General features: G+C 41.4%; 12 protein-coding genes. 6 read left to right on the forward strand and 6 right to left on the reverse strand.

The window, feature by feature from the left end:
* Position 1: 1 nt before the first annotated feature.
* The 3 genes from KXQ82_RS08825 to KXQ82_RS08835 all read right to left on the reverse strand — a co-directional run bounded on the left by KXQ82_RS08825 (position 2) and on the right by KXQ82_RS08835 (position 3043).
* On the reverse strand, positions 2-1090 hold the full coding sequence (locus KXQ82_RS08825) for a serine hydrolase domain-containing protein (protein ID WP_219487815.1): 1089 nt from the start codon (positions 1088-1090) through the stop codon (positions 2-4).
* Between the two features lie 22 nt (positions 1091-1112).
* Positions 1113-1532, reverse strand: a complete 420-nt coding sequence (locus tag KXQ82_RS08830) for a DUF4890 domain-containing protein (protein WP_219487816.1) — start codon at positions 1530-1532, stop codon at positions 1113-1115.
* Between the two features lie 389 nt (positions 1533-1921).
* On the reverse strand, positions 1922-3043 hold the full coding sequence (locus KXQ82_RS08835) for a hypothetical protein (protein WP_219487817.1): 1122 nt from the start codon (positions 3041-3043) through the stop codon (positions 1922-1924).
* A gap of 194 nt (positions 3044-3237) precedes the next feature.
* Here KXQ82_RS08835 and KXQ82_RS08840 point away from each other — a divergent pair, with 194 nt between their 5' ends.
* The 4 genes from KXQ82_RS08840 (at position 3238) to KXQ82_RS08855 (ending at position 7863) form a co-directional block, all read left to right on the forward strand.
* Complete coding sequence (locus tag KXQ82_RS08840) at positions 3238-3585, forward strand: hypothetical protein (protein WP_219487818.1); 348 nt, start codon at positions 3238-3240, stop codon at positions 3583-3585.
* A 36-nt stretch (positions 3586-3621) separates the two neighbouring features.
* On the forward strand, positions 3622-4818 hold the full coding sequence (locus KXQ82_RS08845) for a hypothetical protein (RefSeq protein ID WP_219487819.1): 1197 nt from the start codon (positions 3622-3624) through the stop codon (positions 4816-4818).
* A gap of 77 nt (positions 4819-4895) precedes the next feature.
* Entirely contained in the window at positions 4896-5774 is an 879-nt protein-coding gene (locus KXQ82_RS08850; RefSeq protein WP_219487820.1) for a glycosyltransferase family 2 protein, read from the forward strand.
* Between the two features lie 43 nt (positions 5775-5817).
* Positions 5818-7863, forward strand: coding sequence for a tetratricopeptide repeat protein (locus KXQ82_RS08855; protein ID WP_219487821.1), 2046 nt, complete (start codon positions 5818-5820; stop codon positions 7861-7863).
* Between the two features lie 5 nt (positions 7864-7868).
* On the opposite strand, the gene KXQ82_RS08860 is transcribed toward KXQ82_RS08855, so the two are convergent.
* Together KXQ82_RS08860 and KXQ82_RS08865 are read right to left on the reverse strand one after the other, a co-directional pair.
* Positions 7869-8246 carry a hypothetical protein gene (locus KXQ82_RS08860; RefSeq protein ID WP_219487822.1) on the reverse strand — a complete coding sequence of 126 codons (378 nt, stop codon included), beginning with the start codon at positions 8244-8246 and terminating at the stop codon, positions 7869-7871.
* A gap of 45 nt (positions 8247-8291) precedes the next feature.
* Positions 8292-9089, reverse strand: coding sequence for a glycosyltransferase family 2 protein (locus tag KXQ82_RS08865; RefSeq protein WP_219487823.1), 798 nt, complete (start codon positions 9087-9089; stop codon positions 8292-8294).
* 327 nt (positions 9090-9416) lie between these two features.
* Here KXQ82_RS08865 and KXQ82_RS08870 point away from each other — a divergent pair, with 327 nt between their 5' ends.
* Together KXQ82_RS08870 and KXQ82_RS20010 are read left to right on the forward strand one after the other, a co-directional pair.
* Positions 9417-9932: a T9SS type A sorting domain-containing protein gene (locus KXQ82_RS08870; protein ID WP_219487824.1), complete on the forward strand. Its 516-nt coding sequence runs from the start codon at positions 9417-9419 to the stop codon at positions 9930-9932.
* 32 nt (positions 9933-9964) lie between these two features.
* Positions 9965-13039 (forward strand): collagen-like domain-containing protein, encoded by a 3075-nt coding sequence (locus KXQ82_RS20010; protein WP_304610807.1) that lies wholly within the window; start codon positions 9965-9967, stop codon positions 13037-13039.
* A 382-nt stretch (positions 13040-13421) separates the two neighbouring features.
* Here the strand turns inward: KXQ82_RS20010 and KXQ82_RS08880 are convergent, their stop codons facing one another.
* Entirely contained in the window at positions 13422-14078 is a 657-nt protein-coding gene (locus KXQ82_RS08880) for a phage tail protein (RefSeq protein WP_219487825.1), read from the reverse strand.
* Between the last annotated feature and the right edge of the window lie 132 nt (positions 14079-14210).

Consider the following 14210-nt stretch of genomic DNA (forward strand, 5'->3'; position numbering starts at 1 on the left):
TTTATTTCAGCGCTTCATCAACCAAACGTTTCAATTCGCGGTAACGCTCATTGCGCCCATCGCTTTTCAGGTAAAAGGTCATCATAAAAGCGGCGTATTTGTTCTTGTTATCTACCCATGGGAAACTGCCGAATAAGCCCGGGCTGGTTACCGCGCCATTGGGGTTTGCTGCTGATGAATCGTTCATTACCCACTCGCCAAAGCCGTAACCAAAATTGCCTGCCTCAGTAGGCGAGTAAGCTACTTTTACACCGGCATCTACCCTGTTTACCTGCATTTGGGCAATGCTGCTTTCACTTAAAATGCGCTTGCCATTATACATTCCCCTGTTCAATATCATCGTCAAAAAGTTCAGGTAATCTGCCGGGGTACTTATCGCACCCCCTGCGGGTAAGGCTACTTTGCCTTTACCAAAATCGGTATTGATCATGCCCAATGGTTTGGCTATCCTTTCGGCGAAAAGCGTTTCAAAGCTTTTGCCGCTTATTTTTTCTATTACCGCTCCGGCTATTTGCAAACCCGCATTACTGTAATGAAAAACTTTACCCGGCTCACCCTCCATTGGTTCGGTAGCAAGTTTAGCCATGGCATCGTCCATGTTGTTAAAGTTTTTCATATCGGCAAGGTTTTCCATCAGTGGCGGCTCTTTAATTCCCGTCAAGTGCGACAGGCATTGACTTAAAGATATCTTTCCTTTGCCCGATTTGGACAATACCGGCAAATACTTGCCAACCGTATCGGTAAGCTTCAGTTTGCCCTCATCAACAAACGTCATAACCAGTGCCGCGCTTAACCACTTACTGCAACTGGCTATCATTTGGCGGGTATCATTTTTGTAATCACCCAGGTTAGCTGTTTTACCCTGGCGACCGGCGATCATATTGCTCACCATTTTCTGCATCTGCGTCATCTGGTTTACGGCATGCTCATGCACCACATGCCCATCCTTGTAAACCATAAAGTATGAACGCCCACCCATTATAGCTGTATTTTTATCGAGCCAGGCATCCACTTTAGTAAAGTTTTGGGCGTTAAGCTTCTGGCAGCAAACAACCAGCACCGCAAGGGTAATAAATACTTTTACCTTCATGATAAATTGATTGTTGATTAATTTACCCTTTAGCTTTACGTTCCTGCATTTTTTCCTTCATCTTTTCTTTCATCTCTTCTTTTGCAGCCTCGTATTGTTTGTATTGCTCGGCGGTAAGTACAACTTTCAAGCTCTTATCCTTTTCCGAATCTATCGATTTCATTTCTCTGAACATAGCCAGTTTACCACTATTACCCTTTAACAGCGGATCCATCTTTTTAGCAGCAACAAGGTTAATGTCATAAACCTTTAACCCGGTTAGCGAATCGAGGTTCAATTTGGTTTTCATCATCTGGGTTTGCATTTTGGCACGTTGCTCCGGGGTAGAGTTTTTCAGCATTTCGGCCATTTGTTCTTTTCTGTCTTGTGCCTTTACGGGATGTGGCATTGCAAAACCAATGGTAAGTACGCAGGCGGCTAATAAGATGTTGGTTACTTTCATTTTAGTTGTTTTTAATTTGTATCAATAATTCATTCAGGGACACTTAACATCATCACAAAATAAGAAAAACTCTTATTGTAACATAATTGCTATATAGATTAAAAAACATACGAGCGGTTTAATCAGTCAAAAAAAATGATGAATATTTTTTGATTAAGCAGATTATATCCTGCATTTACTTTGCCGGATAGCAGCAGGGCAAGTACAAAGAAACCCCATTACTTAAAGATGCTGAGGCCACATCAAAAATCTCAAAAAAATAAATAGCGATGAGCTTAGCTGTAAAAATGAAAAACTTACAAGCGACCGCAAATTGTGATCAACCAGTTGAATAAGCCCTGTTAACCTGCAGTTGCACCCGCCACCGTCAATTATTATATAAGCCTTAGTTAATTATTTTTCAAACCTATCTGGTGGTTTTGGTAATCAACCAGGTATTGGTTATTAATAAAAAAATCCAGGCTAAAAATACTCCGGTAATCATTGGTATTATTAGGGTTTTGTATACTGGTTAAATTACCATTAGCCCCTACTGTATATAAAAATGTAAAGCCACGGTTAGTTGTTATCTTCACTGTCGAATTTACAGCAAGTGCCCCTACACCAGTGGCCTTGGGATCTTCAATAACAGATATTGCCGGCGTACCGGTATCAAAAAGAATTTGTGCCGATGATACGACTGTATTATTATACGTTATGGTAGCCGATATATTATCAGAATAACCACCTACAGAAAAGGATGATAATGGGTGCATAATAAATCCTGCTGAAGTTAAATCGGACGGCACAAGGCCTATCGTTAACATATCTTTCACCAACATTCCGTTTGTAACGGTAAAGCCCGTAGCATCTACAGCCGCCAGCTTAAAGCCGCTTATGGTATTATTTGCGGATGTAAAATAACTCAGCGGGCTGGCTATTTTACTGCTTGCGTAACTCACACCCGAGCCTACACCAAAAACATCCGCTTCATGCGCTTTAAAAACAGTTCCTTTTTCATCAACAACCTTATAATATAAAAAGAACGGGATTCGTTTTGTGGTGATCTGGGTGTCGCCGGGTTGCCCTAAAGTAAAAGTAGCATAAGCCAGGTTACCATACTCGGTAGTATTGCTAATGGCATCCCCAAATTTCACAGTCAATATCCCCTTAATAATCGTGATATCGTTTACAACAACCGAATCGCCGGTGAATACAAAGCCACTGCTAGTTATCATTGAAGCAGGTATCAGGCCACTCGCATCCATCGTTAAACCTGTAGAACCGGTATCAAATGCTGCATATTCGGGCAATTCTGTTGAGTTATTAGTTACATTTTGAGTACCCACCGCAGCAACAGGCATATAAATCCGTTTATATATGCCCGACTGGTACTCGTACAACCCAATTTTGGCAAAAGGCTCTGCCGTTGGCGTGCTGTTCTTTTTACTACATGATACTGCAAAAATAGCTAAAACCACCAAAGCGGTTAAAACGCGCACCGGAATATGGGTTAAGTACCTTTGTTTCATATCATCGTTTTAAGGTCATCAAAAAGTTAAATCAATATTAGGTATTTTTTCAATCAATAACGCAAAATTGCCACATATTGTATTTTGTAGTTAAATAAAATAACACTCCAATAAAAACCACAATTTATATACATCTGATATTATTAATTGCCGGATAATAATTAACTTGCCCATAAAATAACCTTAATTAAATAATGGCCTGGGATTCAACAAATACATCTTGTTCAGTTATTTATAGTTTGCTGACAGGGTCGCTCGACCAAATGGACCAAAGTATATCTTTTGCCAATGCCGGTACGGTTACCATGTCGCAACTGATTTTCTTTAATGCGCTTGCCAGCCCTGATGTTATCAGGCTTGCCGCCACAGCCCTGGCCGAAGTATTAGACAGCACATTAATTAACGCGTATTTATGCAGCTACAAAAGCGCGCAAACTCAGGCGCAAGCGCTAAGTGGCATAACAGATATATTGGTTAACGGACAAAGCACGGTAGCCAACCTATCAGCTACTGTTGATAATTTTTACCAGTTTATAGGTTAAAAACATCATCAAAAACTATTACTCATCGTGGTTAATATGAAAAAACTACTACTCATTTTATTATTGCTAAATGCATCTGTAATTTACGCACAGGTAGGTGTACCTGCCGGAACCCCGGTAGCGAAAGTGATTACCGTAACCTACCCTAAAATGAGCCAGGGGCAAATAGACAGTATAAAAAAATCGGCTATAAACGATATTTTCTCGAACCCTGATCTGTATAACGATGCGTTTGCAAAGTTCACCAACAGCCTTAAAAGTAACCCTAACCTGTTATACACTTTTATGCGCGATATGAATATTAAATTCAAAACATTCCAGGTAGGCAATCAATCGCCGGCTTTGGGGTTTGAGTATAAATACAATAACAGCTGGACCAAAAACAAGCAATTACCTACAAAAAGTGTAGTACAGAGTTTCAATATTAACCTTAGCGGGAACGTAGCCTTTAAAAAAGCTGATAACCCCACAAACCTGATGCAAACCGGGTTTCTGTATAACGGCACATTTATATGGGGCGGCGTAACCAAAAAAAACGATACGGCTACAGCAAGGCGCCTTATTCAAATTGCAAAGCAGATAGCTCAAAACACTACACCTAATAACCCTGCTATTGAAAAACTATACGAAGAACAAAACCAACTGGTTAAGATAACCAATCAATACTACCTGGGGTTAAATGCCAGTGCCAATTATGAAAACACGCAGGATTTTTTGAAGCGCCAGTTTGTGCCCGGCCTGCTGATAAACGCCGGCGCAAAAGCATGGGATAAAACTGAGGCGTTGCAGTATTTTAACATACCCGACTATCCTTTTGCATTATTGCGGTTAATAACCGGTACTGATGATAGTTTCCGCCTATCAGGTGCATCTTTCCCATCGGCGTTAGTGGGGATAGATTATGTCATACCCAACCAGGATAGCCTGCGCCAGGCAGTTACCGGAGGTTTAAACCCTTTCAGCCGTTTCCGGTTCGAAGCATCGTTTAAAACAAAGGCTGCAAGGTTTGGCAGCAAGCCCATTTATTTTAGTTCTGATTTTAGATGGTATCGTGAGTTATTCGCAACATCAGCAGAGCTGGGAGCAGGTATCGCTAACCAGGTTTACTTTGTTGCCACACTCGAATCTAACAATGGCTTTTTTGTAAGCTATACTGCCGGCCGCTTACCCTTTGATAAACTAAATAATAACGTGTACGGCATAGGCTTCCACTACAACCTGGGCAACTGGTAATAAGGGAATGCTCACAGTATCATACTACACGGTATATATTAAAAATTTACCTATTTTTAACCGTGATATTTTAATCTATGACGCCAAAGCTACTTTCAATAATAATTCCGGCATACAACGAAGCGAAGAACATCCCCATTGTGCTACCCGGAATTATCGATTTCTGTAAGCAGCAAAACTACCAACTGATACTGGTTAATGATGGCAGTTCGGACGACAGTAAAACAGCACTCGCCTCTTTTAGTGACGAAAGTAACCTTACCGTTATACATCATAAAATTAACCGCGGATATGGCGGCGCGATAAAATCGGGCATCGAGGCCTGCCAAACCGAATACCTGGTAACAATGGACTGCGATGGCCAGCACCTGGTTGAAGACGTAAAAAAACTGCTCGAAGAATTATTAGCTACCGATGCCGATATGGTTGTAGGCAGCCGCAAGGGCTTAAAATCAGCAAGTATATCGCGCTCTTTTGGCAAAACAGCCATCAGGTTTGTTATCAAAAGGTTAATGCCCTTGCCTATATATGATATAAACTCGGGTATGAAACTTTACAAAGCCGATTTGGGTAAAAGGTACGCTAAAATTTGCCCAAATAGCATGGCTTACAGCGATGTGATATGCCTGGCCTTTATCAACAAATTTCATAGGGTTATTGAGTCGCCCATCAGTATCAAAGAGCGGCAAATGGGGCAAAGTTCGGTCAATATAAAAACGGCGTTCCATACCATATACGAAATATTTAACATCATTGTATTATTTAACCCTATCCGTATTTTTATGCCCGTTGCTTTAGCTTCAATTGTAGCAGGCATATTATGGGAGATACCTATTTTCATGAAAGGAAATGGCGTTTCGGTAGGTGCTATGCTTTTCATTATGCTGGGTGTACTTACATTATTTTTTGCTGCAATTGCCGAGCAGTTGTCTCAAATACGCAAAAGAGATCTTTAGTAAAAAATACACATTTCAATTAAAACAGTTTAAGTTTAATAACATGAATAAGTCGGGCCGTATAGTTATCATATCCATAGTTGCAGTTTTTGTTGTGCTATGTATGGCTTACTCAAACCATTTTAACAATGGCTTCCATTTTGATGATTCGCATACCATACAGGATAACGTTTATATCCGCAGCCTAAAAAATATCCCCGCTTTCTTTTCACATCCCGAAATGTTTAGCGCAAACCCGCTACACAGGGGACTAAGGCCTCTGGTTACAACATCATTAGCTATTGATTATTGGCTTGGCAATGGCTTAAATCCCTTTTATTTCCAACTCTCAACATTTATATGGTTCGCGCTATTATGTATGTTTTTGTTCCTTGTTTACAAAAACATACTACAGGCGTCAATAGTCCATCCCTGGGCTGTATATATAGCTGTAGCCGGTATGGCCTGGTTTGCATTACATCCTGTAAATGCCGAAACCATTAATTACATCATATCACGATCGGATGTATTATCAACATTCTTTATCATATTGTCATTGTATGTTTATATCACCTTCCCTAATAAGCGTAAACTTTATTTATATGTTATACCGGCATTTATAGGTGTTTTTGCAAAGGAAACAACTGCCGTATTGGTTATTATCCTGTTTTTTTACATCCTGTTGTTTGAAAAGAAGCTATCTATTAAAGATCTTTTTAACACGGCCAACCTAAAGCTTGTTTTCAAAGCCATTATACAGGTACTTCCATTAGCTATAGTAATAGTTGTAACACAGCTAATACTATCAAGTAAATCGCCGGGGATAGGCAATGCGTTTTCGGGCTCGCTTTTTTACTATATTTTAACACAAGCCTATGTATGGTTACATTATATGGTTTCGTTTTTCCTGCCGATGAATTTGAGTGCTGACAGCGATCTGACCATCATTAATAATGCATTTGACGACAGAATAGTTGTGGGCCTTATTTCTATCGTTTGCCTTGTTGTAGCCATATTTAAAACATCGGTTAAGCAAGAAACAAAGCCTATTACATTTGGGCTGATATGGTTTGCCGCCGCATTATTACCCACATCATTGGTACCGCTGGCCGAAGTTACTAATGATCATCGTATGTTTTTCGCCTTTGTTGGCCTTTCACTCAGCGTTGTAACCAGCATTGGGCTTTGGCTGATAAAAAATGAAGATTTTATCAAAACCCATACACTATACCGCGGAGCAATTACAGCAGCTATATTTTTGATATTGGCAGGTAATGCCTATGGTGTGCATACACGTAATAAAGTTTGGGAAACCGAAGAATCACTTTGGTTTGATGTGACTGTTAAAAGCCCGATGAATGGCCGCGGCCTGATGAATTATGGCCTTTCGCAAATGGCTAAAGGTAATTACGCCGGGGCCGAACTTTACTTCACCCGCGCCCTGCCATTTTTACCAAACTATAGCACGCTTGCTATTAATCTTGGCGTTTTGTACAGCGCAATGGGTAAACCGGCACAGGCCGAAGAACATTTTAAGAGAGCGATCAACCTTAGCCCGGGCACCGATGATTCTTACATGTTTTATGCTCGTTTTTTAAAGGAGAGTAACCGCCTTACCGAAGCGCAACAAGTTGCCGAAAAGGCTTACCAAATAAATCCATCGGCGTTAATGACGCTTACCCTTTTAATGGATATTGATAATACCCTGGGCCAATGGGATAAGCTATCTGAAGCAGCAACGCAAACATTAAACCTGCTGCCCAATGATAAAGGTGCGCAAGCCTACCTCAATGCCGCAAAAACGCACATCCCTGTTGTTTTTGTAAATAATCAGCCGGCATCCAAAACATTAACAGCCGAAGATTACCTTAACGTGAGTCTCAATTATTATAATGCTAAAGAATACAATAAATGTATAGAAGCATGCGAACAAGCGATTAAATTAAAACCGGGCTATGCCGATGCCTACAGCAATATGGGTGCTGCTTATAATATGATGGGCCAATGGCAAAAGGGAGCTGATGCCTGTACTACAGCTTTGAAGTTTGCCCCTAACCATAAACTGGCAAAAGGCAATTTAAACTGGGCACTTGGTGAGTTGAAAAAATAAGCGGATTATTTAACCATAATAGCTAAACCTACTATTACAATAATAGCCCCGGCTGCTTGTTGCAGGTTTAATCGCTCATCCAAAAAGAAATAGTTAGCCAGTAATATAAATATGAGCGACACTGATGTAATAAGCGTACATAAAGTTGTAGATATACCTGCAAGGCGTGGTATTTTTAACAACCCGTTGTTTATCATTATGAAACTTAAACGTGAAAATATAGCCAATGCCATGGCCAAAATAAACTTCCAGTTTAGCAAAAGCCGGATAATATTTTGAATATTAAGCAAATCGCCCGAAATGAGCGATCTATCGCCAAGTAAAGCAATCGAAGCCGAACTTGAAATGCAGTAAATTGTTATCCAAAATAAAATACTTATCATAAACCAGGTTAATAGGTGAATATATAAATTTTCTCTGCCTTAGCGTTATATCTTATTATCTAAATGCCCCAATTGGTAAACTCTTATCAATAGCTTAGCTATAAGTTTACTTCCCCACATTTCTTCAAAAAATCGCTGCTCATCATTTTTTGCAGCACCACTGTTTGAAAATGCCGTAGTATGCGAATCTGTATGGATGCGCCGTATAATAAGCTTTTTATTTATAAACAGAAAGCTACCCTCTTTTTTTGCCAACTCATACCATGCAAACCAATCCAGCACTATAAGGTATTTGGTTGAAAAAGAGAAATCACCTATCGCATTTTTATTGAAGGTTACCGATGGGCAACAAACAGGGTTGCCAAACATTAATACCAAACGCTTTAAAAACCGGCTCTTAATAACTTTACTAAGCAGAAACGGCATAAGCAACATTTGCTTAACTAAAGCACTCGCCGAAACCTTACGCATTTTATCATTTACCATATCTATATAACCTGTAAATGATATCAGTACATTCTCATCCTGGTACTGATTGAATTTATTGACTACATTTTCAGCAAAAGAGGGTTGGTACAGATCATCCTGATGGACTACGGTAACCAATTTGGTTTCAGCCTTTTGAATAGCGAAATTCCAATTGGTAGCTGCGTTTTTTATATCTGTATCATTTACATGATACGGAATATTGTATTGACCGGCCAGGTCTCGGCTAAACTCAGTTGGGGTTGATGTTACAATAATAACATTGGTTTTGACTGTTTGGTTAACAATGCTTTGAATACATTGCTCCAAATATGCCGACTCTTTATAAACTGTTATAGCAAACGTATGACCTTCCATATAAAAAAGTAAAAATAACCAATGCATTTACTTTTAATAGTTTTACTATAATTTTTTTTCTAACTGCTATTCATGCATTTATTTTGAGCTTAGCTTTTAATAAAATATAATAAGAAACATCGCCCGCCGGATAAAAAACATGATTAACTTTTAAAACATTGGGACTGCTTATTTAATTTAAACTAAATAAATAATAACAATTATACCTATAATTAATACAATAAATCAAGTGGAAAATAATTAACGCAAAACAACACAAAAAAAGTAATTAATATTATTTAATACATTCTTGTATTTCATTTTTTTTTTGCAATTTAACCGCTCAATATGAAGAAATATATACTTCCTATATTACTGCTTTTTGCTACCGTTTTATCGGGTAAAATTGCATGTGCGCAATCTATCTCACGGGACGTTGTTGCCAATGCTGCCGAAACTTTTGTTCAGCCGGGTTTAACTTTAAGCACAACCCTTGGTGAACCTTATGGCGAATTACTTGTTAACGCCGGCGCGAACCTGTTTTTTACTACAGGTTTTGCCCAACCTGATATAGATGTACAAACTATTTTAGGGCTTAGTAACGCTAATTCACTGATATTATTCCCTAACCCGGCTACCGGAGGCACAGTAAAATTATCATTTAACCACGTGCCTGATGGTGTCTATACCGTTTCGCTGATAGATGCTTCCGGAAAAGTTTTGTCATCACAAGAAGTAAATTACTCTTTGGGTGCTTTTGCATATTTACCTATTGATGTATCGCGCCTTTCAGGTGGCGTATATTTCATCAGGGTATTTAACCGGGTAAACTTTCAGGGACAAGTTAAATTAATTAAAATATAGTTCTAATATAGTTCTGCTACACCTTAATATATATGAAAAAAACTCTACTCATTTTTGCGCTGTCATTATTCGTGTTTTGCGGCACGGTACTGGCGCAATCGCAAACTTTTAAATACCAGGCCGTGGCTCGTACCGCTAATGGTGGTTTATTAGTAAACAAAGCATTAAACCTAAGAATAGCTATCCGTACTGGTACACCGGGCGGTACTATCGAGTACCAGGAAACACAGGCTACTACGACGGATCAATATGGTTTATTTTCAATAGAAATTGGTGGGGGTACACCCGTTGTGGGTACTTATGCAGCTATTGCATGGTCAAGCGCTCAAAAATATATTCAAACAGAAGCAGATCTGGGTTCGGGCTATATAGTTATGGGAGTATCTAAACTATTAAGCGTGCCTTATGCTATATATTCATTTAATCCTGGTAACCCTGGTAAAACCGGACCTACAGGGCCAACCGGACCTACGGGAGCAACAGGACCACAAGGCATTAATGGTATAAACGGAATTAATGGTTTAAACGGTACTAATGGCACTAACGGCGTTACTGGTGCTACAGGTGCTACAGGTGCTACAGGTGCAGCAGGAACAAATGGCATAACTGGTGCTACGGGTGCACAGGGCATTCAAGGCATAACTGGTGCTACGGGTGCACAGGGTATTCAAGGTATAACTGGCGCTACCGGAGCAGCAGGTACAAATGGTATTAATGGTGCTACGGGTGCACAGGGCATTCAAGGTATAACTGGTTCAACTGGATCTACTGGCGCAACTGGTGCACAGGGTATTCAAGGTATTAATGGTGCTACTGGTGCACAGGGTATTCAAGGCATAACTGGTGCTACGGGTGCACAGGGCATTCAAGGTATAACTGGTGCTACTGGTGCACAGGGTATTCAAGGCATAACTGGTGCTACGGGTGCACAGGGCATTCAAGGTATAACTGGCGCTACAGGTACACAGGGCATTCAAGGTATAACTGGTGCTACGGGATCAACTGGTGCCACAGGTGCACAGGGCATTCAAGGTATAACTGGTGCTACTGGATCAACTGGTGCCACAGGTGCACAGGGCATTCAAGGTATAACTGGTGCTACTGGATCAACTGGTGCCACAGGTGCACAGGGCATTCAAGGCATAACTGGTGCTACGGGCGCTACTGGATCAACTGGTGCCACAGGTGCACAGGGCATTCAAGGCATAACTGGTGCTACGGGCGCAACAGGTGCACAGGGCATTCAAGGTGTTACTGGTGCTGTAGGCCCAACTGGTTCCGTGGGTGCGATAGGTGCTAATGGTGTTACAGGTGCTACTGGATCTACTGGTGCTACAGGATCTACTGGCGCTACAGGATCTACTGGTTCAACAGGATCTACTGGTTCAACAGGATCTACTGGTGCTACTGGATCTACTGGTGCTACTGGTGCAACAGGTTCTACTGGCGCAACTGGATCTACTGGCGCAACAGGATCTACTGGTGCAACCGGTTCTACTGGCGCAACAGGATCTACTGGCGCAACAGGATCTACTGGCGCAACTGGATCTACTGGCGCAACAGGATCTACTGGTGCAACAGGTTCTACTGGCGCAACAGGATCTACTGGCGCAACTGGATCTACTGGCGCTACAGGATCTACTGGCGCAACTGGATCTACTGGCGCAACAGGATCTACTGGTGCAACCGGTTCTACTGGCGCAACTGGATTTACTGGCGCAACAGGATCTACTGGTTCTACTGGCGCAACAGGATCTACTGGTTCTACTGGTGCAACAGGATCTACTGGTGCAACAGGATCTACTGGTGCTACTGGATCTACTGGTGCTACAGGATCTACTGGCGCTACAGGATCTACTGGTTCAACAGGATCTACTGGTTCAACCGGATCTACTGGTGCAACCGGATCTACTGGTGCTACCGGGTCTACTGGTGCTACCGGATCTACTGGTGCAACAGGTTCTACTGGTGCTACTGGATCTACTGGTGCTACTGGCGATACAGGAGCCACAGGTGCCACAGGTGCTACCGGATCAAATGGCGTTACGGGCGCAGGTTTTGCTAATGGTACGGCTTCGGCGCAAATTTATTTAACAGGTAGCAGCCCTTTTTCACCGCAATCGCCACAAACGGTAACGGGTGATATAACCATATCTTCAACGGCGGTAACGTCATACAATAACGTAGTGCCTGCTAATAAAGGCGGTGCCGGGACAATTACCGGTTTATTAAAAGCAAATGGATCGGGTACAGTATCGGCAGCTACATCAGGTACCGATTACGAAGTGCCTTTAACATTCAGTACGGGTTTAACGCGTTCAACTAATACAGTAACAGTAAATACATCGCAAAATATATCTACCCTATCAAACTTAACCAGTAATGGTATAGTTACTACAAGTGGCGGTACAGGTGCATTAAGTGTAACAGGCACAACAGGTAGCGGTAACGTGGTATTAGCTACCTCGCCAACTTTGGTAACGCCTGCTTTGGGTACCATAGCCTCTGGTAATGGTGCTGCTTTAACAGGTTTACAAAACATCGCGAATAACTCAACTGCAGGTAACTCAATAGCAACCGCTTTAGGGTCAGCAAGTTCTGGCACTACAGGTACCGGCAACGTGGTTTTATCCAGTTCGCCAACTCTGGTAACGCCTGCTTTGGGTACACCAAGTGCCTTGGTAGGTACAAATATAAGTGGTACGGCTGCCAGCTTAACAGCAGGTAAAGCAACCATATTGGCTACTGCACGTACCATTAACGGCGTATCATTTGATGGTAGCGCCAACATAACAACACCTACAGGTAATAATTACGCCATGGGCACAAGTCTTGTCAATGGTAATACAATATCCGGTACTTCGGTATTTTATACCATAGCAAGCGGTGCAAGTGTTACTTTACCTGCTGCCTCAACAGCCGGCCAACACCTGGTTATTATTTGTACTAACGTAACAACCGGTAGTTTTACTATTAACAGAGCCGGTACAGATAAGATACAAGATGGCTTCACACCCAGCGCCAACCTAAGTTCACTCAGTCTGCTATATGTAGTAGAGCTGGTTTCTGATGGTGCCGGCAATTGGTATGTTATGATAAAAACTTAATATTATACAAATTTCCCAATACTCAAAAAAAGCCTTTCGTACGTTACGAAAGGCTTTTTTATTGCTTAGCTTTTAACACAATTTCGGGATATAAATAAAACCTCCAGGGAATTACCGCTTTATTGGTCTATGGATATTTAGAGGAGGAGAAACCAGCGTGTATTTTTGATTATAGTATGGCTTACAAGCAGCGCAGATAATCAGCAATCTATTATAAAAACTGTTTCTCCGAATTTATAACAGTTTAGATAATTACTGTCAAAATTTAACGGGTACGCCCGGTTTAAGCCAAAGCAGCATGTGTAACGATGCTGTTTAATCTATAAGGCAAAAAAAAGACCCCTATTAAGGGGTCCTTCAACAAAATGAATATCTTATAATGTTAATTCCTTGGAGGAAATATTCCTTGTAAAGCTATGCTGTAATTGATGGCTAAATAAGGAGATAAGTTGTTAATAGGTAAGCCACTGCCTGTAACTGCGTTAGTTACTGAACCACCTGTTATACCCCCACCACCAGACCCGGAAACTGTAAGACCAACTAAAGGTACGGTTGGAGCTGCATCTGCCACATAGGATTGTACCGGCGTAGCAACGCGGTTTATAGAAACAGTGGGCGCGGCAAGTGTGTTAGCACCCGAAGTGCCCGGCACGCTTTGAGTGCCCACCATAGTCGACGCATTTAATGTTGCAGTGATGCTGCCACCACCGCCGCCACCGCCACCTGTTGGTGTAAAAGTAGCCACGTGCGTGTGCGGCGGCATATTACTAACCAATATAGTAGTGTTTTCGCTACCGCCTATCTGGCCAATTGTATAAGGGCTTAAACCCGGGCCTGTACCCTGGCCAACTGCTACACGGCCGCTTAGGTTGGGTAACTGGAAAGTTTGTTGACCGTTACCGCCATATATAGTGCCCAATAACGAAAACAAAGCGGTGTTTTGTGCAATGCTCAATAATTGGCCCTGGCACGTTGACCAGCCACGCGGCGCGAAATTAAAGCCAAAGGCCTGAATCTGGCCCATAAAAGGTGAATCCATAATAGTTTGTTTTAAAGTTTAAGATTTAAGTTAGTTAACTATATAAACCTAAGTAATATTCCTAGAAATTCAAATATTATTTTAGCTTTTTTTGGGTAGATCCGGCTAAAAAACAATGTTTACGTATAAATA

This window comes from Mucilaginibacter rivuli (assembly GCF_019391655.1).
Classification (GTDB): Bacteria; Bacteroidota; Bacteroidia; order Sphingobacteriales; family Sphingobacteriaceae; genus Mucilaginibacter; species Mucilaginibacter rivuli.

Coding starts and splice junctions, on each gene's coding strand:
- KXQ82_RS08825 (WP_219487815.1), bottom strand. CDS start 1,090: ATGAAGGTAAAAGTATTTATTACCCTTGCGGTGCTGGTTGTTTGCTGC.
- KXQ82_RS08830 (WP_219487816.1), bottom strand. CDS start 1,532: ATGAAAGTAACCAACATCTTATTAGCCGCCTGCGTACTTACCATTGGT.
- KXQ82_RS08835 (WP_219487817.1), bottom strand. CDS start 3,043: ATGAAACAAAGGTACTTAACCCATATTCCGGTGCGCGTTTTAACCGCT.
- KXQ82_RS08840 (WP_219487818.1), top strand. CDS start 3,238: ATGGCCTGGGATTCAACAAATACATCTTGTTCAGTTATTTATAGTTTG.
- KXQ82_RS08845 (WP_219487819.1), top strand. CDS start 3,622: ATGAAAAAACTACTACTCATTTTATTATTGCTAAATGCATCTGTAATT.
- KXQ82_RS08850 (WP_219487820.1), top strand. CDS start 4,896: ATGACGCCAAAGCTACTTTCAATAATAATTCCGGCATACAACGAAGCG.
- KXQ82_RS08855 (WP_219487821.1), top strand. CDS start 5,818: ATGAATAAGTCGGGCCGTATAGTTATCATATCCATAGTTGCAGTTTTT.
- KXQ82_RS08860 (WP_219487822.1), bottom strand. CDS start 8,246: ATGATAAGTATTTTATTTTGGATAACAATTTACTGCATTTCAAGTTCG.
- KXQ82_RS08865 (WP_219487823.1), bottom strand. CDS start 9,089: ATGGAAGGTCATACGTTTGCTATAACAGTTTATAAAGAGTCGGCATAT.
- KXQ82_RS08870 (WP_219487824.1), top strand. CDS start 9,417: ATGAAGAAATATATACTTCCTATATTACTGCTTTTTGCTACCGTTTTA.
- KXQ82_RS20010 (WP_304610807.1), top strand. CDS start 9,965: ATGAAAAAAACTCTACTCATTTTTGCGCTGTCATTATTCGTGTTTTGC.
- KXQ82_RS08880 (WP_219487825.1), bottom strand. CDS start 14,078: ATGGATTCACCTTTTATGGGCCAGATTCAGGCCTTTGGCTTTAATTTC.